The 21341-nt window shown below is 67.9% G+C and carries 28 protein-coding genes; 9 read left to right on the top strand and 19 right to left on the bottom strand.

Annotated elements, in window-relative coordinates; translation table 11 throughout:
- Positions 1-58: 58 nt before the first annotated feature.
- Positions 59-298, top strand: a complete 240-nt coding sequence (gene rpsU / locus ACODSL_RS05740; protein WP_488899740.1) for a 30S ribosomal protein S21 — start codon at positions 59-61, stop codon at positions 296-298.
- Positions 299-480: 182 nt separating this feature from the next.
- Here rpsU and ACODSL_RS05745 read toward each other — a convergent pair whose 3' ends face one another.
- The 3 genes from ACODSL_RS05745 to ACODSL_RS05755 are packed head-to-tail and all read right to left on the bottom strand — an operon-like array spanning position 481 to position 3656.
- Complete coding sequence (locus tag ACODSL_RS05745) at positions 481-1755, bottom strand: ABC transporter permease (RefSeq protein WP_488899673.1); 1275 nt, start codon at positions 1753-1755, stop codon at positions 481-483.
- The gene (locus ACODSL_RS05750; RefSeq protein WP_488899674.1) at positions 1752-2675 is read right to left on the bottom strand and encodes an ABC transporter ATP-binding protein; all 924 of its coding nucleotides are present in this window, start codon (positions 2673-2675) and stop codon (positions 1752-1754) included. The genes ACODSL_RS05745 and ACODSL_RS05750 overlap by 4 nt, the downstream gene beginning before the upstream one ends.
- 27 nt (positions 2676-2702) lie before the next feature.
- Positions 2703-3656: an alpha/beta fold hydrolase gene (locus ACODSL_RS05755; RefSeq protein WP_488899675.1), complete on the bottom strand. Its 954-nt coding sequence runs from the start codon at positions 3654-3656 to the stop codon at positions 2703-2705.
- A gap of 132 nt (positions 3657-3788) precedes the next feature.
- Here ACODSL_RS05755 and ACODSL_RS05760 point away from each other — a divergent pair, with 132 nt between their 5' ends.
- Complete coding sequence (locus ACODSL_RS05760; RefSeq protein ID WP_488899676.1) at positions 3789-4193, top strand: hypothetical protein; 405 nt, start codon at positions 3789-3791, stop codon at positions 4191-4193.
- Here ACODSL_RS05760 and ACODSL_RS05765 read toward each other — a convergent pair.
- The gene (locus tag ACODSL_RS05765) at positions 4190-5077 is read right to left on the bottom strand and encodes a M23 family metallopeptidase (protein ID WP_488899677.1); all 888 of its coding nucleotides are present in this window, start codon (positions 5075-5077) and stop codon (positions 4190-4192) included. The two genes, ACODSL_RS05760 and ACODSL_RS05765, sit on opposite strands and share 4 nt — an antisense overlap.
- Before the next feature lie 314 nt (positions 5078-5391).
- Between ACODSL_RS05765 and ACODSL_RS05770 the strand changes: the two genes are divergently transcribed.
- The 3 genes from ACODSL_RS05770 to ACODSL_RS05780 all read left to right on the top strand — a co-directional run bounded on the left by ACODSL_RS05770 (position 5392) and on the right by ACODSL_RS05780 (position 6628).
- On the top strand, positions 5392-5664 hold the full coding sequence (locus ACODSL_RS05770) for a DUF4160 domain-containing protein (protein WP_488899678.1): 273 nt from the start codon (positions 5392-5394) through the stop codon (positions 5662-5664).
- Positions 5657-5938: a DUF2442 domain-containing protein gene (locus ACODSL_RS05775; protein WP_488899679.1), complete on the top strand. Its 282-nt coding sequence runs from the start codon at positions 5657-5659 to the stop codon at positions 5936-5938. The genes ACODSL_RS05770 and ACODSL_RS05775 overlap by 8 nt, the downstream gene beginning before the upstream one ends.
- Before the next feature lie 198 nt (positions 5939-6136).
- Positions 6137-6628, top strand: a complete 492-nt coding sequence (locus ACODSL_RS05780) for a hypothetical protein (protein WP_488899680.1) — start codon at positions 6137-6139, stop codon at positions 6626-6628.
- On the opposite strand, the gene ACODSL_RS05785 is transcribed toward ACODSL_RS05780, so the two are convergent.
- The 9 genes from ACODSL_RS05785 to ACODSL_RS05825 form a co-directional block, all read right to left on the bottom strand.
- Positions 6625-8043, bottom strand: coding sequence for an NAD(P)(+) transhydrogenase (Re/Si-specific) subunit beta (locus ACODSL_RS05785; RefSeq protein WP_488899681.1), 1419 nt, complete (start codon positions 8041-8043; stop codon positions 6625-6627). The genes ACODSL_RS05780 and ACODSL_RS05785 overlap by 4 nt on opposite strands.
- Before the next feature lie 25 nt (positions 8044-8068).
- Complete coding sequence (locus ACODSL_RS05790) at positions 8069-8428, bottom strand: proton-translocating transhydrogenase family protein (RefSeq protein ID WP_488899682.1); 360 nt, start codon at positions 8426-8428, stop codon at positions 8069-8071.
- Between the two features lie 10 nt (positions 8429-8438).
- Positions 8439-9827 (bottom strand): Re/Si-specific NAD(P)(+) transhydrogenase subunit alpha, encoded by a 1389-nt coding sequence (locus ACODSL_RS05795; protein ID WP_488899683.1) that lies wholly within the window; start codon positions 9825-9827, stop codon positions 8439-8441.
- 133 nt (positions 9828-9960) lie between these two features.
- Positions 9961-10191: an aa3-type cytochrome c oxidase subunit IV gene (locus tag ACODSL_RS05800; RefSeq protein ID WP_488899684.1), complete on the bottom strand. Its 231-nt coding sequence runs from the start codon at positions 10189-10191 to the stop codon at positions 9961-9963.
- Between the two features lie 144 nt (positions 10192-10335).
- Positions 10336-11280 (bottom strand): alpha/beta fold hydrolase, encoded by a 945-nt coding sequence (locus ACODSL_RS05805; protein WP_488899685.1) that lies wholly within the window; start codon positions 11278-11280, stop codon positions 10336-10338.
- Positions 11273-11743: a PaaI family thioesterase gene (locus tag ACODSL_RS05810; protein ID WP_488899686.1), complete on the bottom strand. Its 471-nt coding sequence runs from the start codon at positions 11741-11743 to the stop codon at positions 11273-11275. The genes ACODSL_RS05805 and ACODSL_RS05810 overlap by 8 nt, the downstream gene beginning before the upstream one ends.
- 162 nt (positions 11744-11905) lie before the next feature.
- Entirely contained in the window at positions 11906-13708 is a 1803-nt protein-coding gene (locus tag ACODSL_RS05815) for a M3 family oligoendopeptidase (RefSeq protein WP_488899687.1), read from the bottom strand.
- A 39-nt stretch (positions 13709-13747) separates the two neighbouring features.
- Complete coding sequence (locus ACODSL_RS05820) at positions 13748-14686, bottom strand: alpha/beta hydrolase (RefSeq protein WP_488899688.1); 939 nt, start codon at positions 14684-14686, stop codon at positions 13748-13750.
- Between the two features lie 28 nt (positions 14687-14714).
- A complete protein-coding gene (locus ACODSL_RS05825; RefSeq protein WP_488899689.1) occupies positions 14715-15365 on the bottom strand; it encodes a hypothetical protein in 651 nt (216 codons plus the stop codon).
- A 92-nt stretch (positions 15366-15457) separates the two neighbouring features.
- Between ACODSL_RS05825 and ACODSL_RS05830 the strand changes: the two genes are divergently transcribed.
- The 4 genes from ACODSL_RS05830 to ACODSL_RS05845 all read left to right on the top strand — a co-directional run bounded on the left by ACODSL_RS05830 (position 15458) and on the right by ACODSL_RS05845 (position 18690).
- Positions 15458-16351 carry a LysR family transcriptional regulator gene (locus ACODSL_RS05830; RefSeq protein ID WP_488899690.1) on the top strand — a complete coding sequence of 298 codons (894 nt, stop codon included), beginning with the start codon at positions 15458-15460 and terminating at the stop codon, positions 16349-16351.
- 111 nt (positions 16352-16462) lie between these two features.
- Positions 16463-17920: a sigma-54-dependent transcriptional regulator gene (locus ACODSL_RS05835; protein WP_488899691.1), complete on the top strand. Its 1458-nt coding sequence runs from the start codon at positions 16463-16465 to the stop codon at positions 17918-17920.
- Positions 17920-18042: a hypothetical protein gene (locus ACODSL_RS05840; protein WP_488899692.1), complete on the top strand. Its 123-nt coding sequence runs from the start codon at positions 17920-17922 to the stop codon at positions 18040-18042. The genes ACODSL_RS05835 and ACODSL_RS05840 overlap by 1 nt, the downstream gene beginning before the upstream one ends.
- An 18-nt stretch (positions 18043-18060) precedes the next feature.
- Positions 18061-18690, top strand: coding sequence for a hypothetical protein (locus tag ACODSL_RS05845; protein ID WP_488899693.1), 630 nt, complete (start codon positions 18061-18063; stop codon positions 18688-18690).
- A 39-nt stretch (positions 18691-18729) separates the two neighbouring features.
- Here ACODSL_RS05845 and ACODSL_RS05850 read toward each other — a convergent pair whose 3' ends face one another.
- The 6 genes from ACODSL_RS05850 to ACODSL_RS05875 form a co-directional block, all read right to left on the bottom strand.
- Positions 18730-19446, bottom strand: coding sequence for a ribonuclease T2 family protein (locus ACODSL_RS05850; RefSeq protein WP_488899694.1), 717 nt, complete (start codon positions 19444-19446; stop codon positions 18730-18732).
- Entirely contained in the window at positions 19443-19772 is a 330-nt protein-coding gene (locus ACODSL_RS05855) for a hypothetical protein (RefSeq protein WP_488899695.1), read from the bottom strand. The genes ACODSL_RS05850 and ACODSL_RS05855 overlap by 4 nt, the downstream gene beginning before the upstream one ends.
- The gene (gene gapR / locus ACODSL_RS05860) at positions 19769-20035 is read right to left on the bottom strand and encodes a nucleoid-associated protein GapR (RefSeq protein ID WP_488899696.1); all 267 of its coding nucleotides are present in this window, start codon (positions 20033-20035) and stop codon (positions 19769-19771) included. The genes ACODSL_RS05855 and gapR overlap by 4 nt, the downstream gene beginning before the upstream one ends.
- 59 nt (positions 20036-20094) lie before the next feature.
- Entirely contained in the window at positions 20095-20709 is a 615-nt protein-coding gene (locus tag ACODSL_RS05865; RefSeq protein ID WP_488899697.1) for an HAD-IA family hydrolase, read from the bottom strand.
- 2 nt (positions 20710-20711) lie between these two features.
- A complete protein-coding gene (gene ykgO / locus ACODSL_RS05870; protein ID WP_488899698.1) occupies positions 20712-20837 on the bottom strand; it encodes a type B 50S ribosomal protein L36 in 126 nt (41 codons plus the stop codon).
- A 101-nt stretch (positions 20838-20938) separates the two neighbouring features.
- Positions 20939-21322: a hypothetical protein gene (locus ACODSL_RS05875; RefSeq protein ID WP_488899699.1), complete on the bottom strand. Its 384-nt coding sequence runs from the start codon at positions 21320-21322 to the stop codon at positions 20939-20941.
- Positions 21323-21341: the final 19 nt, after the last annotated feature.

Below are 21341 nucleotides of genomic sequence, written 5' to 3' on the forward strand. Positions count from 1 at the left end.
ATCATTTCGTCCGCCATGCCGCACGGCTAGCGGCGGGCCGTACGAAGGAGAGTCTCCCCTGGTTCAGATTTTCGTCCGCGACAACAATGTCGACCAGGCGCTGAAAGCCCTGAAGAAGAAGATGCAACGCGAAGGCTCGTTCCGCGAAATGAAGCGGCACGTGGCTTACGAAAAGCCTTCGGAAAAGCGCGCGCGTCAAAAGGCCGAAGCGGTTCGCCGCGCCCGCAAGCTGGCCCGCAAGCGCCTGCAGCGTGAAGGCCTGATCGCCGCCCCGAAGAAGCCCGCCCCGCGCGGGTAGGCTTCAGGCCGATCCAGTTATCGAAAGGGCCGTCCGAGCGATCGGGCGGCCCTTTTGGTTTGATCCTCCCCATCGGGGGAGGTGGCGCTGCGCAGCAGCGACGGAGGGGGTCCGCTCCGGTCTCGGGGGACCCCCTCAGTCAGGCCTGCGGCCTGACAGCTCCCCCAGAAGGGAGCATCGAACTACGCCCCGCCCCTGATCCGCAGCACCAACCCCTTCAGGTCGATCTTGCCGGTCGACAACGCGCCGGCCCTGAAGGCCCGGCCGGCGATCCACACCACCAGCGCCACCGTCGCGGCCATCAGCGCGCCGGTGCCCAGCACCTGCCACAGCGGCGGCGAACTGGCCGCACGGGCGGTCATCAGGAACGGCGTGAACGGCGGGAACCACGACAGGGTCTCCAGCAAAGGCGCGTCCGGCCGCTTGATCGCCTGGGGCAGGAACAGCACGGGGATCGTCAGCAGGGCCATGATCGGGCCGAGCAGGGTCTGGGCTTCGCGCGTGGTCTCGCAGAACGAGCCGATGGCGGTGAAGATGGCCGCATACATCAGGTAGCCGCCGACCAGATAGAACAGGAAGTAAAAGATTAGCCCGTTGGAGGTCAGGACAGCGAAGACGTCCGCCGCGACCCCGGGGTTGAGCGTCACGAGGATCGTGCCGCCGACGCTGGCCCAGACCGCCAACACCGTCAGCGTCACCCCGGCGACGCCGAGGATCTTGCCGAACATGATTTCCGGGACGGAGGCCGAGGCCAGCAGCACCTCCAGCACCCGGCTCGACTTCTCCTCGATCACGCTGTTCAGCAGGATGCCGGCGCCGGTGAAGATCATCATCCACAGCAGCATCGCCGCGCCGAATCCGACGATGCCGGGCAGGCGGTCGCGAAGGCCGACCTTCCCGTCAGCGCCGGCCTTGGGCGAGAACGAGACGACCGTTGGCGTCAGGGCCTGAGCCTTCCGGAGCGCGGTTTCGTCCACACCGAGCGTCGCCAGCCGGCGCGCCTGCATCTCGCTCGCCAGAGCGGCGGAAGTCCGACGTTCCAGCGAACGGTCTGTGAGATTGCTGCTCCAGAAGTCGAGACGAACATCATCGCCCGTCCCCTGGATCACGGCCACGGCTGTCGGCTTTCGACTGGCCGGACCCGCGACGCCCTCGGTCATCCAGCGCCGGATGGCGACATCCTCGGCCTCGCCGGATACGGCCGGCGGAGGAAGCACGGTGACCCTGGGCTGCTCCTTGACGACAGCCTCGAGGCTTCGGCTAACCGGAGCCGCATAGGCCGCCGTGCTGTGGTCAATCACAACCACGACCGGCGGCGGCGCGGACTTCTCGAACCAGGCGGGTGCGCCGAAGGAAATCGCCCCCACGGCCGGCATCATCAGCATCGACAGCCAGAAGCCGACGGTCCGGACATAGGCGCCGTATTCGCGCGCGGCGATGCGGAGAAGGCGCATCATTGGCTGGCCTCCCCGCCGGTCAAGGCAATGAAGGCGTCATGCAGGCTGGGCTCGCGCATGTCGAAGCGGGTGATGTCGTGGCCTCCTGACAGGGCGGCGCGCAGGGCGTCCTGGCCCGACGCGCCCTTGCCGAGGGCGGCGGTGTAGCGGGTTCCGCCGTCGTCGAGCGTTTCGGGGACGACGGAGACCACGCCCGGCAGCGCGGCGACCACCGCCGCGTCGAGGGCGCCTTCCAGCACGAGCGAGCGGGCCGCATGACCCCGCGCCTCCGCGATTGACCCGTCGAACACCTTCGACCCTCGCGCCAGCAGAACCACGTGATCGCAAAGCCGCTCGGCATGCTGCATGACGTGGGTCGAGAAGATCACCGTCGCGCCCCGGTCGGCCAGGCCGCGGATCACCGCCTCCAGCGCCTGCTGGTTGACCGGGTCGAGGCCGCTGAACGGCTCGTCGAGGATAACCAGCTCCGGCTCGTGAACGATGGCGCTGATCAGCTGGACCTTCTGGGCCATGCCCTTGGACAGGTGCCGGATCTGGCGCTTCGCGGCATGGCCGAGCCCCTGCGCCTCCAACAGCACGGCCGCGCGCCGCTTGGCCTCGCCGGTGGCCAGACCCTTGAGCCCGCCCAGAAAGGCGATGGCGTCGATCGGCGTCATCCGGCGATAGAGGCCGCGCTCTTCGGGCAGGAAGCCGATCCGCTCGCGCACCGCCCGGGCGTCGCTCGCGCCCAGCACATTGATCGTCCCGGTCGTCGGCGCCACGAGCCCCAGCACCATGCGCAGGGTCGAGGTCTTGCCCGCGCCGTTCGGGCCGAGAAAGCCGAGGATCTTTCCGCGTCGGGCGCTAAAGGACAGGTCGTTCACGGCGGTGAAGTCGCCGTAGCGCTTGGTCACACCGGTAAGTTCAAGCGCCGCGTCCATGGACCCCCGCAAATCGAAAACCGTCGCCTACTGCGTAACCTGAGCCGCGTCGCGAACGAACAGCACGGCCTTCACGATCTCGTCGGCGAAGGCCTCGCCCAGCAACGTCGCGTGGCCGGCGGCGTCGATGTTGGCGACATAAGACCGTGACGAGGCGCGGGCGGGCGCGGTCTGGAACGACTTCCACGCCTCGCGCCCGGCGACGGGGCCGGCGGTGACGACCGCTACCGGCCAGTCGGGATTGTAGGGCGGCAGGGCGGCGGCCTGGTCGGAGGCCGCCATCCATTGCGTGACCTCCTCGGCGGCCCAGCGGTTGTGCGGTCCTGAGGCGAAGGCGCGGCGCTTGGCGACGGCGGCTTCGGCCGGCAGGCCGATGCGGTCGCCCATCCACGGCGCGACCGGCTTGAACAGCCCGGCCGAGGCGCCCCAACCGGCGAGGCGCGATGCGGCGCCGAAGCTGCCGATGAACTGGCGAGCCCGCGGGAGATCGGCCGCCTCGGGTGTCGCGGCGTCGACCAGCACGAGACCCGCGACCTTGTCGGGGTTGCGACCGGCGAACAGGCGCGCATAGAGGCCGGCCATCGAGTGGCCGACGTAGATGTAGGGGCCGGGCTCGTCGGAGGCGGCCAGCATCTTTTCGAAGTCGCCGGCGATGGCCAGTCCGTCGCGGGGCCGCGGACCGGGATTGGACTGCCCGAGCCCCGCCCGGTCATAGGCGCAGGATCGCACGCCGTGCGTCGCCAGCCGCGCCTGGACCGCGCCCCAGTCCGCCGACAGACCGAAGGCCCCGGCCTCCATGACCACGACCGGGCGACCGTCAACGGGCCCCGCGCAGACCATGTGCAGCGACCGGCCGCCAATATCGATCATCCGGCCGCGCAGGGGTGTCGAACTGGCGGCGGACATGAGGCCTCCGAGGGCGATGAACACGAGCAGGGCGAGCATCAGACCCGCCGCGCCGCGACCGGCGAACTTGAGCATCAAGCCAATCTAGGGAGGCCTGGCCAAACAGGAAGAGCGCGCACAAGAGAAAGGCGTTTACCCCCCTTTCGGGGATGCTCGCCGGGCGGGCAGAGGGTCGGATGGGACGTCTGGACAGAAGGACTCCATCCCATGCGACTCGCAATCCTGGGTCTCGCCGCCGCCCTGTCGACGCTCGGCGGGGCCGCCATGGCCGACGACGCCATTCCGGCTGACATTCCGCAATGCGCCGGGGCCTACGGCGCGCTGGCCGATCAGGCTCCGGCATTGTCGGCCTGGTCGCCCGCGCTGGGGCGAAGCAATCTGACGAAGATCGACTGGGCGGCGCGGCAGGCGGCGCTGCTCAAGGCCAAGGATCAGGGCACGGGCATCTACACGGGCGCGGCGGGCATCTATCTCACGGCCTACAAGATGCGGATGGCGGCCGATCGCATCAACAGCACGGCGGCCGACACGTCGGCGATCCTCGAACTGTCGATCCGCTGCGACAAGGCCTACGGCTACAGCCCGAGTTTCGCGATCCCGGACGCGCGTTAGCCCGTCGTCGCGGCCGTTCCGATGGGGAGGTCGCCGGGACGGGGGCCGGCGACCGCGGCCTCGGCGGCCGTCGGCGCGGTCGCCCTGTTCCGCGCCTGCATCTTGGCCGGGTCGTTCGACGGCAGGATGGTCGCGCGGATACGGCCGTCGGCGGTCGTCTTCAGCATCACCACCCGGTCCTCGGCGCGCGGTCGGGCGACCACGCCCTTGGGCCAGTCGGAAACCTGGGCGACGCGCACCAGACGCGAAACCCGCGCGGCGTCGCGAAGCGGCAGGTCGGCCGCGGTGGCGAAGGTTCGACCCATGAAGACGACGGGATTGAGCGGCCGTCCGCCGTCGCGGATTTCGAAATGCAGGTGCGAGCCGGTCGAACGACCGCTATCCCCGACATAGGCGACGATAAAGCCGGTCGGCAGGACCATGCCCGCCTTGAGGCCGGGCGCCGTGCGGCCGAGGTGAGCGTACAGGGACGTCAGCCCGTCGCCGTGCGCGACCTCGACGAAGCGGCCGTAGCCGCCGTCGACGCCGGTGCGGAGCACTGTGCCGGCGAGGGTGACGCGAACCGGTGTGCCGACCGGCGCGGCGATGTCGACGCCCTCGTGAAGGCGACCGCCCTCTTCCCAGGGCATCTTGCGCAGGCCGAACGGCGAGTTGACGGCGAAGCCGTTGAGCGGGGCGAGAAAGGCGAACTTGGCCTGCTCGATTGAGGGGTGATTGGCCACGGCAGCCGGCGCCTCGGCGGGCGCCAGACGGGCGGCGGCTTCCTCGCGGGACGGCAGGCTGGCATGAGCCGACGCCACGGCGACGGCGCCCATCAGAACAGCGGCGAGGCCGGTGCCCAACAGGGGCGGAAAGCGGCTCTCGCGGGCAAGCAAATCACGCAACAAGGAACGGCCTCGTGGTTCATGTCGAGCTTTACGCACGGTGCGACGAGGTCTGACGCACCAGCTTCGACGATCAATGGAACTGAGGCCGGCGATATGCTGGCCCAACCCGGCGAGATTATGTCCGGGAGGCGCGGGGTTTATTCTCTGCGGGCCCGCGAGGCAACCCCGGAGGGCCAGGATAGACTCTGGCGGGTGCGGCGTTGCTGTGCGCGGGCAGGCGGAAGGCCGTGGGAATCGGCATCAAGGGCGTATCGTATTAGTGGTGTTTACACCAGATTCGTGATTAAAGTGTACCACAACAGAATACGCCCATGTCCATGCCAATCATCTCCGTCTTCTTCGGAATCGTGATCCGAATTAACTTCTTCGATCACGCGCCACCGCATCTGCATGCCGCGTACGGAGGGCGAAAGGCTCTGTTTGATCTGACCACCGGCCGGGTCATCGCCGGGACCCTGCCGCGCAGGCAGGCGCGGTTTGTGCTAGAATGGATTGTGAAGAATCGGACCGACCTGATGCTCAATTGGGATTTGGCGTCCAGTGGACTGCCGACGTTCAAGATCGAGGGGCTTGCCGATGAGTGAGTTCAAGATGGTGGATGCGCGCCGTGTTAGGGCGCTCGACGGCTTCCGACTCGAGATCGTCTTTGATGATGACACCATGGGCGTCATCGACCTGAGCGAGTTCGTGCGGCTGGGCGAGGTGACCGAGCCGCTGCGTGACCCGGCTTTCTTCGCGCGGGTCTTCGTCGAGATGGGCGTCCCGACCTGGCCGAATGGCTGCGACATCGATCCGATCAATGCGCGGATGAAGATGGAAGCCGCGGGGACGCTCCGGCCGGTGACGGCGGCTGCTTAGGTCGGAGCGGGAGCCCGCCATTGATCGCTTGGCGGAGCATGATTTCGGGGGCCGGTTGCACTCAAGGACGGGCTTCGCCCGCCGCGACGCGGCAGCCCGCAGGGCTGTCCTTGACTTCAACCGACCCCCGAAGGAGCATTCCATCAAGCGCTCGATGGGGAACTCAATACCAGATGGCAGGCAGGGAAGAGTAGCGACATGACCTGCCCAATTGCGTGGTGCGATTTCAGCTGGGAGGCGTTCGCCACCTTGACAACAGGGATTCTAGCCGTTGGTGCCGCAGTGTTCGTTGGGATAAGGCAGCAAGCCATTACAGAGCGCCAGCTTGAAAACGAAAAGCTCCGCCTGCGGTTGGAGCTCTTTGACCGACGTTTCGAATTCTACACCCTATTGAGCCGCTACATGCGTGCGACCCGTCTTAGAGATGGGCCGTCTCAAGCGCTTGAAAAAGAATTCGCGGAAAAATCTCGCAAGGCCCGTTTGCTGTTTCCGCGCCAAGTCGGAGACATCATCGGGACAATCGCTAGCCTCGGCGACGAATACCAAGATCTATCGTTGGACAAGAACAGCGCCGACTTCGACGTGAGGCAAAAGGCGCTTGCCCGCCGAACAGAAATCAGATCTGCGCAAGCGAACGCCTTTGGTCGATTTGAGGACATAGCAGACGCGATAATGCGCCTCGATCGCTAGAGGTTCTTCACGATCCCTTCGACCATCTTCTTGGCGTCGGCGAACAGCATCATGGTGTTGTCGCGGAAGAACAGTTCGTTCTCGACGCCGGCATAGCCGCTGGACATGCCGCGCTTCACGAACAGCACGGTGCGGGCCTTTTCCACGTCGAGGATCGGCATGCCGTAGATGGCGCTGGTCGGGTCGGTCTTGGCGGCCGGGTTGGTCACGTCGTTGGCCCCGATGACGAAGGCCACGTCGGCGGTGGGGAACTCGGCGTTGATGTCCTCCAGCTCGAAGACCTCGTCGTAGGGGACGTTCGCTTCCGCGAGGAGCACGTTCATGTGGCCCGGCATGCGGCCGGCGACGGGGTGGATGGCGTACTTCACCTCCACGCCCTCTTCCTTCAGCTTGTCGGCCATCTCGCGCAGCGCGTGCTGGGCCTGGCTGACGGCCATGCCGTAGCCGGGGACGATGATCACCTTCGACGCGTTCTTCATGATGAAGGCCGCGTCCTCGGCGCTGCCCTGCTTCACGGGGCGGGTCTCGACCACCCCGCCGGCGCCGGCCGCCGCGTCATCGGCGCCGAAGCCGCCGAGGATCACGGAGATGAAGCTGCGGTTCATCGCCTTGCACATGATGTAGCTGAGGATCGCGCCCGAGCTGCCCACCAGGGCGCCGGTGATGATCAGCGTCACGTTCTGCAGAGTGAAGCCCAGCGCCGCGGCGGCCCAGCCGGAGTAGCTGTTGAGCATCGAGACCACGACCGGCATGTCGGCGCCGCCGATGGGGATGATCAGGGTCACGCCGACCAGCAGGGCCAGGCCGAAGATCGCCCAGAAGGCCCAGATGGCCGCGCCGCCGCTCATCACCAGAACGACGATCAGGCCGACGATGGCCACGGCGATGGCGAGGTTCAGCAGGTGGCGGGCCGGCAGCAGGATCGGCGCGCCGCTCATGTTGCCGTTCAGCTTGGCGAAGGCGATGACCGAGCCGGTGAAGGTGATCGCGCCGATCGCCAGACCGAGCGACAGCTCGATCAGCGACTGCATATGGATGGTCCCGTCCGGCTCGGCGATGCCGTAGGCGGCGGGGGTGTAGATGGCGGCGACGGCCACGAGGCAGGCGGCCATGCCGACCAGGCTGTGGAAGGCGGCGACCAGCTGCGGCATCGAGGTCATGGCCACGCGGCGGGCGATGATCGCCCCGACCACGCCGCCGACCGCCACACCGGCGCCGATCAGGCCCAGGGTGATGGCGTCGAGCACGCCCTGGCTGAACAGCGTCAGCAGGGTCACGCCGACGGCGATGGCCATGCCGATCATGCCGTTGCGGTTGCCCGCCTGGCTGGTCTCGGGGCTCGACAGCCCCCGCAGCGCCAGAATGAACAGCACGCCCGAGACGATGTAGGCGATGGCGGCGAAGTTGGCGTTCATGATGTCAGATCCCCCGAACGCGCGCTCAATGGCCGCTCTTGCCCTTGGCGGGCTCTTTCTTCTTGTACATCGCCAGCATCCGCTGGGTGACCAGGAAGCCGCCGAAGATGTTCACCGCGGCGAAGGCGGCGGCCAGGGCGCCGGCGCCCTTGGAGACCCAGACGTTGGTCGGGGTTCCGGCGCCGCCGGCGAGGTCGGCGCTTCCGCCGTGGGCGGCGGCGGCCAGCAGGGCCCCGACGATGATCACCGAGGAGATGGCGTTGGTCACGGCCATCAGCGGGGTGTGCAGGGCGGGCGTGACGCTCCAGACCACGTAATAGCCGACGAAGATGGCCAGCACGAAGATGGCCAGGCGGAAGACGGTGGGGTCGACGACGGTTTCCATCTCGCGCTCTCTATTTCTTCTTCGGGGCGGACTTGGCAGCCGGCTTGGCGGCCGGCTTCGCAGCAGGTTTGGCGGCAGTCTTGGGCTTGGCGGGCGCCTTGGCGGCGACCTTGGGCGCTGCTTTCGTGGCGACAGGTTTGGCCGGTACCTTCGCAACCGGCTTTGGAGCGGGTTTTGCGGCCGGAGCTTTCGTGGCCGGCTTGGCAGCGGCTTTCGCCGGAGCAGCCTTGGCGGGCGCGGACTTCGCCGGGGCGGCGGCCTTGGGGGCCGCCTTCAGTTGCTCATGGACGATCGCGCCGTCCTTCGTGACCAGCGCGGCCTTGAGGATCTCGTCCTCCAGGTCCGGGGCCAGCTTGCCTTCCTTGTCCAGCAGCAGGACGGCGAAGGCCATCAGGTTGCGGGAATAGAGGGCCGAGGCGTCGGCGGCGATGCGGCCGGGCAAGTTGGGGATGCCGAGGATCTTCACGCCGTTGGCGGTCTCGAACACCTGGCCGAGCTTGACGCCCTCGACGTTGCCGCCCTGTTCGACGGCGAGGTCGACGAGGATCGAGCCGGGCTTCATCGAGGCCACCTGGGCGGCGGTGACGAGGCGCGGCGCCGGCCGGCCGGGGATCAGGGCCGTGGTGATGACGATGTCCTGTTTGGCGATGTGCGAAGAGACCAGCTCAGCCTGTTTGGCCTGGTACTCCTTGGACATCTCCTTGGCGTAGCCGCCGGCGGTCTGGGCGTTCCTGAACTCCTCGTCCTCGACGGCGAGGAACTTGGCGCCGAGCGACTCGACCTGTTCCTTCGTGGCGGGACGCACGTCCGTGGCGGTCACCACGGCGCCGAGACGGCGGGCGGTGGCGATGGCCTGCAGGCCGGCGACACCGACGCCCATGACGAACACCTTGGCCGCGGCGACGGTGCCGGCGGCGGTCATCATCATCGGCATGGCGCGGCCATAGGCCTCGGCGCCTTCGATCACGGCGCGGTAGCCGGCGAGGTTGGCCTGGGAGGACAGCACGTCCATCACCTGGGCCCGGGTGATCCGGGGCACGAACTCCATGGCGAAGGCCGAGGCCTTCGCCTTGGCCAGCGCCTCGAGCGTGGCGCGGTCCTGGTAGGGGTTGAGGGTGGCCACGACCATGGCGCCCGGCTTCAGGGCCGCGATCTCGTCGGCCTCGGGCCCGCGCACCTTGAACAGCACATCGGCCTTGCCGACGGCGTCCTTCAGCGATCTGGCGATCGTGGCGCCGGCGGCGGCATAGTCCGCGTCGGGGAAGGTGGCCGTCGTTCCGGCGCCGGCCTCGACGGTCAGGGACCAGCCGGCGGCGATCAGCTTCTTGACGGTTTCTGGGGTCGCGGCGACCCGCGTCTCACCGGCTCGACGTTCGCGGGTGACGGCGATGACTGGCATGGAACTCCCCATCCGGGCGCGTTTCGAGTCGCGCCCCTGGAGAGCTTGTTTAGGGGATGATCTTGCCCCTTGTCGAGCCTGTCGATGGTGCGGTGCGAAAAACTATGCTGCGCCGCACCATTCCTGGCAGGGTTTAGTGCCCGCCGGCCTTCTTTTCACGGAGCAAGGCGATGCCGAGCACCGCGAGCACCACGCCCGGGATCAGACCGCCGAAGAAGCCGGCCGGCGTGCAGAACCACAGCGTCAGCATGAGAATGGCTGTCGCGATGGCCAGCGAGCCCCACTTCGTCAGGCCCATCACGGCATGATAGGTCGAGGTCTGCTCGGAGATGTCCATCTCGCCGCGATGATATTCGGAAGCCATCGGTGTTTCCTGCGCTCTGATGGGCCGGGATTACTATGGGAGGGGCGAAGGCTCAAGGGGCGGGTTGGGGCGTAGGGCATAGGGAGTAGGGAGTAACCAAGGGGTAGGCGCGGAGATGGCGGCGCGAACCGGCCGAACTACGCCCTACTCCCTGCGCCCTTTCCCTGGCCACCCCGCCAACAACCCCCGCAGCGCGCCCACAAACGCCAGCGGCTGGTCGATCATCACGTGGTGATCAGCGTCCGGAATGGCGATCTGCGGCGAGCCGGGCGGCAGCAGGCCGCGCATGTAGTCGAGGATGTGCGGCTCGGCGAGGCGGGAGCGGTCGCCCCACATCATCGCCACCGGACAGGTGATCCTGGCCAGCAGCGGGCCGCGATCCTCCATCATGAAGGACGACCACATGAAGGGGTCGAATCGCCAGGTCCAGCCGCCCTCGACCTCTTTCAGCGCGTTCCGGGCGATCCAGTCAGCGATGTAGGGGTTTTCGCAGCCCTGCGGCGGCGCCAGTCTGAACCGGCCCAGCGCCTCGACCAGGCTCGGGTAGACGCGATTGGGGCTGACCCGCTTGGGCGGCCCGCGCCATTCCAGCTCCGGCGGGCGGACCATGGAATCGACCAGCACCACGGCGCCGAGCCGGTCGCCGTACTTGCTGGCCGCCAGCATGGTCGGAAAGCCGCCGAAGGAGTGCGCCACGAACACCGGCTTGCCGGCGGCGTAGAGACCGGCGGCCTCGGCGGCGGCGAAGGACTCCTGGGCGAATTGTTCGGCGGTGTATTTTTCGCGCCAGTCCGACCGTCCCATGCCGCTCCAGCTGAACGCCGCGACCCGGTAGTCCTTCGCGAACCAGGGCGCGATGAAGGTCCACCAATCCGCGCTGGCGCCGTTGCCGTGCAGTAACAGCAGTCCCGGCTTTCCGACCTCGCCCCAGGTCAGCAGCTCGATGTTCGCCCCCTCAAACTGGAAGGTCGAGCGCTCGGGCTCATCGGAAAGGGCCGCGTCGAACCAGGCCGGGGCCGGAGGCTTTTCACCCTTGAAGTCGGCGAGCGGGGCCGGGAACTCGGGCCAGGGCTTCTGATCGTCAGGCATGCGTACGCTCGGGAATCTTCAGCGGCTCGGGCCGAGGACCGATGACCTTGAACACGCCGGTGCCGGTCATCAGCAGCCGATCGCCGGCCCAGATGCGGCCACGCACGGTGTAGACGTCGTCTTCCTCGGCGATCAGCTCGGCCTCGCCCTCGACCCAGTCGCCGAGCTTCGCGGCCGACAGGAAGTCGCAGGTCAGCCGGACCGTGACCCAGAAGTGAGACTTGCGCACGGAGATCACCCGGCCCCAGGCCATGTCGGCGAAGCTCATCAGCATGCCGCCGTGGCAGTTGGCCATGCCGTTGGTGTGATGCTCCTCGACCCGGAACGCCAGCGTGCAGACGCCCTGGGCGTCATAGCGCTCATACAGGGGCCCGATCTGCCGGCCGAAACCTCGCGACCAGTTCAGCAGGCTATACCCGGGCGGAATTTCGCCCGTCTGGGCATCGGTGAGATCGTCGGACATGGCCCGACTCTAACAAGCGTTTGATTGTGGGGGAAGCGGCGGCAAGATCCTCCCCATCGGGGGAGGTGGCTCGCCGCAGGCGAGACGGAGGGGGTCCGCTCAGATTTCGGGTGACCCCCTCAGTCAGTCCTGCGGACTGACAGCTCCCCCGAAGGGGAGCATCTAGACCAGCGCCTCGAACTCCTCGACCAGCCGGGCGATGTCGCGGCAGCCGGCGGCCCAGAACTCCTTCTTGCGAGGGTCTAGGCCAAACGGCGCGAGCGCTTCGACATAGGTCTTCGTTCCGCCGGCGGCCAACAGCTCTTCATAGAGCGGCGCGAAGCCGGCCGGGTCCTCGCGGCGCTTCTCCATCAGGGCCCGCACCAGCAGATCGCCGAAGGCGTAGGCGTAGACGTAGAACGGCGCGTGCACGAAGTGGCTGACATAGGCCCAGTAGTGCTCGTAGCCGTCGTTCAGCTTGATCGCCGGGCCGAGGCTCTCGCCCATAACCTCCAGCCAAAGCGCGCCGATCTCGTCGGCCGACAGCTCGCCGTCCTTGCGGGCGTCGTGGAAACGGGTCTCGAACTGGTGGAAGGCAATCTGGCGCACCACCGTGTTGAGGCCGTCCTCGATCTTGCCGGCCAGCAGGGCGCGGCGGTCGTCGGGGGTCGCCTCGGCCAGCAGCCGTTCAAAGACCAGGCCCTCGCCGAAGATGGAAGCGGTCTCGGCCAGCGTCAGGGGCGTATCGGCCAGCAAGGTCCCGAGCGGCGAGCACAGGGTCTGGTGCACGGCGTGACCGAGCTCATGGGCCAGGGTCAGTACGTCCCGCCGCTCTCCCATGAAGTTCATGAACACGAACGGGTGGCGGGTGGCAGTCACCGGGTGGCTGTAGGCCCCCGACTGTTTGCCGGGCCGCGGCCGGGCATCGATCCATGGGCTGGCGAAGAAGGTCCGCGCCCTGTCGGCGAACTTCGGCGCCAGGGCCGAAAAGCTCTCCAGCACCATGCCCTGCGCCTCGCTCCAGCTGTACTGGCGTGGCGTTGCGGCATCGAGCGGGGCATTGCGATCCCAGTAGTCGAGCGTCTTGCGCCCCATCACCTTCGCCTTGGCCGCGTAGTAGCGGTGGCTGGTGGCGGCGTAGGCCTCGGTGACCGCCTCGGCCATGGCGTTCACCGCCTCGGCGTCGACCTCGTTGCCGATGTGCCGCGACTGGGCCGGGTAGTCGTATTTGCGCCAGCGATCCTCAACCTGTTTCTCGAAGGCCAGGGTGTTCATCACCAGCGCCATCGTCGGCGTGCGGTCATGCAGCGCCTCCGCCAGACCGCTCGCCGCCGCCTTGCGCCGCGCAGCCACGGGGTCGGACAGACGGTTCAACGCCTCGGGCAGCGTCAGGTATTCGCGACCGACCTTGGCGGTCAGCTTGGCCAGCGTCTCGTCATACAGGCGCGACCAGTTGGCTACCGCCGGCGCGCGATCGATCAGCAGCCGCTCCAGATCGGCCGACAGCTCGTGCGGCCGGCTCAGGCGCAGGCGCCGGATCCACGGCCGCCACCGCGCCGCGCCAGGATGCGCGTCCATCGCCGCCTCCAGCTCCGCGTCCTCGAGCTCATTGAGCTCCAGGGTGAAGAACAGGCTCTCGGCGGCGATCTGCGAGGACCGCGTCCGCAGGTCGCCCTCGAAGCGGGCCCATTCCGGATCGTCGCGGGCGACGGAGGCCGCCAGCGAGGCGTAGGCGCCCACGGTCCAGAGACCGTTGGTGGCGTCCTCGTAGAGGCGGATACCCTGATCGATCAGCACGCCCAGCGCGGGCGCATCCGCCCGGCTGGCGACGAACCGGCCCTTCAGGGCGACGAGCGCGTCATTGGCCGCCTTGGCCGAGGCGAGGTCGAGTTCAATGCGCGGATCCTTGCGGCTTTCGTAGAGGTCCCTGAGGCTCCACTCGGGCGGCTGGTCGGTCTTGGCGGGGGTTTTGGCGGGCGCGTTCATGGCGCGGGATATGGACCGTGGTCAGGACGGGCGCAACGGTCAGACGAACCCCTTGCGCCTCCACCAGGACTCGACCAGCTCCGGCCAGACCGCCACCGGCTTGCCGGTGGTGAAACGCAGTCCGAAGCCGTGGCCGCCCTCCTCGAACAGGTGCATTTCCGTCGGGATCTTCGCCGCCCGAAGGGCGTCGTAAAGGCGCAGGCTGTTGTCCACGGGCACCGAGGCGTCGTCGCCGGCGTGCAGCAGGAAGGTCGATGGAGCGTCAGGGCGGACATTGTCCTCGAGCGACCACCGGCGCTCCTGGTCCGGGGCCGGCGTCGGACCCAGCAGCTGCTCGCGCGACCCGGCATGAGCGAAGGCGGGATGCATCGTCGCTACCGGATACATCAGCATCGACAGGTCGGGCCGGGCTGACAGGGCGTCGATCCCGTCAATCGGCGCATAGGTCGGAACATCCCACATCTGGCTCAGACAGCCCGCGACATGGCCGCCGGCCGAGAAACCCATCACCCCGATACGCCCAGGATCACGCGCCAACGACCGCACCAGGCGCAAGGCCCGTTGGGCGTCCTGCAGCGGCGCTGCTGGCCCTGCGGCCCATCCGTCGGCGGGCAGACGGTAGCTGGCGACATAGACGATGACCCCGGCGGCGGCGAAGCGCGCGGCGCATTCGTAGCCCTCCTTGTCCATGACCACCCATTTGTAGCCGCCGCCGGGCGTCATCAGCAGCGAGGCGCCGTTCGGCTTCGCCGGCTGGAACAGGGTCAGGGTCGGGATGCGAACGTGCTTCACATAGCGGTCCCGCAGCGGGTTGGGCGGCGGATTGCGCTCGACCACGGATTCCGTGACCGCGACGCCCTCTCCGCCCGGCGGGCCGTTCGGCCAGACCGGAATGACCCGGGGCGGGCTCGCCAACGCCGGCGCGGCGACGGCCAGGCCCGAGGCCGTCAGCAGGGTGCGTCTCGTCCAGTCCGCCACCACGGGGCCACTCCGTTGGAAACCGGTGTCAGGCTACCGTCCCCGACCGACGCTCCACAAGCCAGGCGACGGCGGCCACGAGCAGATAGACGGCCAGCGTCATGGCGCCGGTCTGCACCGGGTCCGGATTCATCGGCATCATCTGGGAGACGACCTGTACGCCGGTCAGCACCAGCAGGAAGGTCGCGGCAGGCCAGGCCGACTGGCCGGCCTTCGTGCGCCGCCAGGCCCAGACGGCGCCCGTCGCGGCGACCAGTCCCATCTCGAGCGTGGCCTCCGGGACCGGCCAGTTCCACCAGCCCAGCCCGACCTTGTCCCCGCCGAACCACAGTTCGAGGTCCGGCCGGTGGACCAGGAAATCGAGGATCCAGTGGGAGAAGACGGCCAGCCCGACGAAGACCGTCGCCCGCCACGGCGTCTTCAGGAGCCCGCGCGCCAGCAGCGCCCCGCCGACCGACCAGGCCAGGGCGCCCGGCAGGCTGTGGGTGTACGGCATGTGGTAGAGTTCCAGCGGGCTGCCGGGGAGGTCAGGATTGACGCTGAACTTCTCCGCACCGGTCATGATCAGCCCGCCCCAGCCGACATCCAGGAACTGGCAGGCGATGACATAGCTCCAGAGCGGCGCCTTCGGCTCGGCCGAGCGGGCGGCCAGGGCGGCGGCGTAGTGTCCGACGAACATCGGGGTCTCTCCTTGCGTTGACCCGCGATTTGTCGCGCCGAGGCATTCATTCAACAATTGCCCATCGAAGCAGGTTTGATATGCATTTATGCATGGATAGCCGGACCGACTGGAATCTCTACGCCTCGTTCCGCGAAGTGATGCGGCAGGGCAGCCTGTCGGCGGCGGCGCGCGCTCTGGGTCTGACCCAGCCAACCCTGGGTCGCCATATCGCGGCGCTGGAGACCTCGCTCGACGCGACACTTTTCACCCGGTCGCCACAGGGCCTGACCCCGACGACCGCCGCTGTCGATCTTCTGCCCCGGGTCGAGGAGATGCATGCCGCCGCCGAAGCGGCGCGGCGGGCGATCAGCGGCGGACCGTCCGCCGAGACCGGCGTGGTGCGGGTGACCGCCAGCGAGATCATCGGCGGCGTGGTGCTGCCGCCGATCCTCGCCGCCTTTCGGGAGGCCCATCCGGGCATCGTCGTCGAGCTGGTCCTGAGCAATCGCAACCAGGACCTTCTGAGACGGGACGCCGATATCGCCGTGCGCATGGTCCGACCTGTCCAGTCAGCGCTCGTAGCCAAGAGGATCGGCGCGGTGGCCATCGGCCTGTTCGCCCATCGCCGCTACGCGGAGACGCATGGGCTGCCGACGAGTATCGCGGCGATCGCCGACCATCCCCTCATTGGCTTCGACAGGGACGAGACGTCTCTGCGGTCGCTGGAGGACGCCGCCGACTTTCTGCGCCGCGACCATTTCGCCTTTCGCTGTGACAGTGACCTGGCGCAACTGGCGGCGCTGCGGGCCGGCTACGGCCTCGGCGGCTGCCAGCTCGGCATCGCCGCCGATGACCCTGACCTGATCCCGGTGCTGGCCGATGACGTCCGCTTCGAACTGGAGATGTGGCTGGCCATGCACGAGGACCTTCGCGCCGTCGGCCGTGTGCGGACGATGTTCGATTTTCTGGCCGGCGAACTGGGAGTCTACGCCCGCCGTCGTTAACCCCCGACTCAGGTCTCCGAAACCCGGTCTTTACCCACCCGTGTTTCAATCCGGGTCAACAAGAGCGGCGCTCCATGTCGGGCGCACGCCGGTTTCGGTGGGTGTTTTCATATGACCAAAACGGTCCTGGTCGTCGACGACGACCCGACGCAAAGGCGTCTGATCCAGGCTGTCCTCGAACGCGAGGGCTTCGCTGTCGCGCAGGCCGAGAACGGCGATGACGCGCTCAAGCACCTGATGTCCGGCCAGCCGGCCGACGTTGTCCTGCTCGACCTGCAGATGCCCGGCCTCAACGGCCAGGACACGCTGAAGGAGATGCGCGCCAAGGGCTATGGCCAGCCGGTCATCGTGCTGACGGCGGGCGGCGGGGTGGAGACGGTGGTCAAGGCCATGCAGGCCGGCGCCGGCGACTTCATGGTCAAGCCGGCCAGTCCGGAACGCATCATCGTCTCGATCCGCAACATCCTGTCGATGGGCGACATGCGCAGTGAGGTCGACCGGCTGAAGAAGCAGGTCACCGGCCGCACCACCTTCGCTGACCTGATCGGCGACAGCGCGCCCATGCAGATGGTCAAGCGCCTCGGCGAACGCGCCGCCAAGAGCTCGATCCCGATCCTGATCACGGGCGAAAGCGGCGTCGGCAAGGAAGTCATCGCGCGCGCCGTGCACGGAACGTCCGACCGGGCCGGCAAGCCGTTCGTCGCCGTCAACTGTGGCGCCATTCCGGAGAACCTGGTCGAGTCGATCCTGTTCGGCCACGAGAAGGGCAGCTTCACCGGCGCTTCGGAAAAGCACCTGGGCAAGTTCCGCGAGGCCGACGGGGGCACCCTGTTCCTCGACGAGGTCGGCGAACTGCCGCTCGACATGCAGGTCAAGCTGCTGCGGGCGTTGCAGGAGAGCGAAATCGACCCGATCGGCGCCAAGCGCTCGGTGCGCGTGGACGTGCGCATCGTCTCGGCGACCAACCGCGACCTGACCAACCACGTCGCCGAAGGCCGCTTCCGCGAGGACCTGTTCTATCGCCTGAACGTCTATCCGATCGAGGCGCCGTCCCTGCGCGAGCGCCGCGAGGACGTGCCGTCGCTGGTCGAGGCCTTCGTGCGCCGCTTCAACATCGAGGAAGGCAAGCGCGTCATGGGCGCCTCGCCCGAGACGATGGCCCTGCTGACCGCCTTCGACTGGCCCGGCAACGTGCGTCAGCTGGAGAACGCGGTCTATCGCGCCATCGTCCTGTCCGACGCGCCCTATCTGCAGCCGCACGATTTCCCGGCCATCTCCGGGGTGAAGATCGCGCCGGAGGCCCTGACCGCGGCCGCCGCCGCCATGCCCACGCCGCAGGAGCTGATCGCCGAGATCAGCAAGGACGCTCCGGTGCGCATCCTTGACGGTCGCGGCCACGTCCGCCCGCTGGAAGAGGTCGAGCGCGACCTGATCCAGCTGGCGATCGAAATCTACGCCGGCCACATGAGCGAGGTCGCCCGTCGCCTCGGCATCGGCCGCTCGACCCTCTACCGCAAGGTCCGCGAACAGGGCCTGGACGTCGACGGCAATCTCGAGGAGGTCGGCTGATGGCCCGCCGCATGACGATACGCGCGCCACAGTCTCGCGACGCGAGGCTGAAGACCCTGATGCACCGCATGAAGCTGGCGGCCGCGCGCGCCGTCGCCCTGCCCGCGCCCGCCACGGCCTGAAGTCCCGACCGGGTGGGCATGAGGCGGCTTCCGGCATTCGTGGTCGTGATGCTGGCGTTCGGCACTCCGCCCGCGCTCGCCCGGCCAGCCGGCCTGAAACCCGCCGCGTCAGCGACCTGCCCGACGATTCGCCTGTCGTCGGACCTTTCCCCTGCGCGCCGTCAGGCCGCGACGGAAGCGCTCGCGGACGCCTGCAAAATCGTCCGTTCGAAGGCCTTCCGCACACGGGTGCTGGCGCGGACAGACTGGCTGGCCAGCTGTGGTCCCCGCGGGCGTGGACCGGCCGTCGCGATATCGGGCGATACGATTCTCGAAGCCTTTCCGAGCCGGATGGCCAGGTTTGAACTGCGGGCCGAGGACGTCGGCGGCGTGGCGCTCAGCGATCTGCCGCGCGGCTGGACAAAGGTCGATCCGTCGCGGTTCGATGGATGGTATCGCGGCGACCGGCAAGCCAGAGCCAGCCTGGTGAACACGCTGGTCCACGAGATGTCTCATCATGTGCCGGGTCAGGCCGGCGGCCTGAGCTACGCCTTCGCGGATCGGGGCGCCAATCGCGTCACCTGTCCCCGGGCAAGGCTGGTCAGCTACGGACTCGGCCGGATCGCCGGGACGCTCTGGCTGGAAGATCATCCGGCGCCCCACGACTGAAGACATTCCGGGCCGGCTCGACGAGCCTGCCGCCTCGCCCTAGCGGGGCCGGCGCGGCGTGATCCGGACGGTTTCGCCGTCGGGCGCCCCGAGCCCGCCCTTGCAGGCGTCAGACTGGTAGCGCAGGTCGTAGCAGAGCCGCACGTCCATCAGGCGGCCGCCGTCGACGGTCTTGATGTAGATCCCGTCCCGACGCACGCCGGGGTTGGCCTTCACGAACGCGGCGCGGATCTCGCCGGCGGTCAGGGTCGCCGGCATCGGCGGCAATCGCAGCCCGCGCCAGAGCCGGTCGGCATCAGCGAAATAGGCCTCGGGCGAGCTCCAGCCGCAGGTCCCGTGCGAGGCCCACTCATGCTGCAGCGACGCCGGCGACGGGGTCATGCAGAGATGTTTGCGCACCGTCGCCGGGCTGATCCTCCCGGCGGGTCCGCAATAGCGGGGGTGGCGGCCGTCGCTGCCATTCGGCCACAGGCCGTGCAGTACGAAGCCGAAGCGGTTGGCGCGGCACTGGATGGCGAGGTCGGGGTCATCGGCCTTGCCGCGGCAGGCTTCGGGCGCCCAGGTCATGGCCAGCATGTAGTAGGCCGTCGGCACGCCCTGCACGATCTCGTTCGCGGGCGGCGTCAGCACCGGTGCGGGAACCACTGTCGCCGGCAGATGACAGACACGGGGCGGCGGCGCGGCCGACGGCGCGAATCCGGCGGTCAGCAGGGCGGCGAGAGCCAGACCAGGCAGGGCTCGGCGTGTGGCGGTCATGACTCGTCCTTACCCGCGTCAGTCGGCGTCGGGCGACGACCGAACGCCTTGCGCTTCATCGGCTTCTTCTCGCCCTTTGCCTTGGCGGTGATCTCCTTGAGCTTCACCGTCTGCAGCACCGAAAGGGCCTGGCCGGCGCCGCCCTTTTCAGGGTCGCCGAACGCCCGGCCGTAGGTTTTCAGGCGATCCTCGACGCTGCCGAGGAACTCGCCTTCCCAGTCTGACAGTTCAATGCCGGCCTTGTCGGCCGTGCGGCGGGCGCGCTTCAGGGCGTTCAGCGCGGCCCGTTTGGCCTGCGCTTTCAGATCTGGCGCGCCGCGCTTCAAACTTCCCCGATTGCCGAGAGGTAGAGGTCGATCAACGCGTCCTCTTCCTGGCGCTTGGCCCGGTCCATCTTGCGGATCCGGACCACCTTGCGGATGATCTTGACGTCGAAGCCGTTGCCCTTGGCCTCCGCGTAGACCTCCTTGAGGTCGGCCATGACCGCCGCCTTGTCCTCTTCCAGCCGCTCGATGCGCTCGAGAATGGTCTTGAGCTGCGTCTGGGCGGTGCTGTTGAGCACGTCGATGGTGGAGGCGTCGTCGGCCATGGGGAAGGCTCTCACAGGACGGAGGGATCGGGAAGGCCGACCCTCTAGCCCTCCGGGCGTCAGGCCTCAAGCAGTCCGTGGCTCACCAGCAGCGGATTCAGGTGGGCGGGGTCCTCGAACCTGTGGACATGAAAGCCCAGGGCCGCCGCCGAGGCGATGTTGGCGGCCGAGTCGTCGATGAATAACAGCTCGTCGGGGGCCATGCCGGCGCGTTCGGCGGCGAGGCGGAAGATGGCCGGATCGGGTTTGATCAGCCCCTCGTCACCGGACACCACCGTGTCACGGAAATGACTGAACGCCGGGGACAGGGCCTGAACGGCGGGCCAGCCCTCACTGGGCATGTTGGTCAGGCCGAACTGCGGCACGCCACGCGCGGCCAGGGCATGAATGGCGATTTCCGTCTCGGCGAAGACCGGCCCGACCATATCGATGAACCGGTCGCCCCAGAGCCGGATCTCGGCCTCAAGCTCGGGATGGCGGGCGATCAGCGGCGCGGCGTTGTCCCGAAATGACACGCCACGATCATGTTCGATGTGCCATTCGAGCGTGCAGACAGACGAAAGGAACCGGTCGCAAGCGGCCGGTTCCTCGAAAATCGTTTCATAGAGACGCCGCGGGCTCCAGCCCACGATCACATTGCCGACGTCCCAGAGAACTCCCCGGGGCGCACGCATTCTCAGCCTTGTTTGGCCTTGAAGCGCGGGTCGGTCTTGTTGATCACGTACATCACGCCCTTGCGACGCACGAGCTTGCAGTCGCGGTGGCGACCCTTGAGCGACTTGAGCGAGCTTCTGACCTTCATGACCCGTCTACCGTTTGCGAGCGACCCGGACGCGAAAAACGACGCCAGCGGGAACCCGGTTGTTCCAGAGCGGGCGGCTATAGGCGGCGAAGGCTTTTGAGTCAATCGGCGCGCTTGAATCGCCAGGCGCCATTCTGACCCCGCCGATTGTACATCACGCCGCCGATCTGCCCCAGGCCCGCCTGGCCGACATAGACGGCGAAACGGTCATTGGACTGCCATTCGATCAGGTTGCCGCGCTGAACCCACGTCCCGTTGGTGTAGGTGACGCCCTTGGAGACGTACTCGACGACGCAATCCTCGCGCAGGAACAGGGTCATCGGATTGGGGGGAAGGCCTTCCCACTCCGTGGTTCCGGTCCAGCGCGTGTTGGCGTAGGCCGGTCCGCCGGCCGGATCGGCGCAGGTGGATTCCGCCGCCAGGGCGACCCCCGTGGTGGCCAGAACCGACGATGCCGCCAAGGCTCCAAGCAACAAACGATTCATGTGACTCCCCGCGATTTGG

The sequence above is a fragment of the Caulobacter sp. FG121 genome, assembly GCF_057809815.1.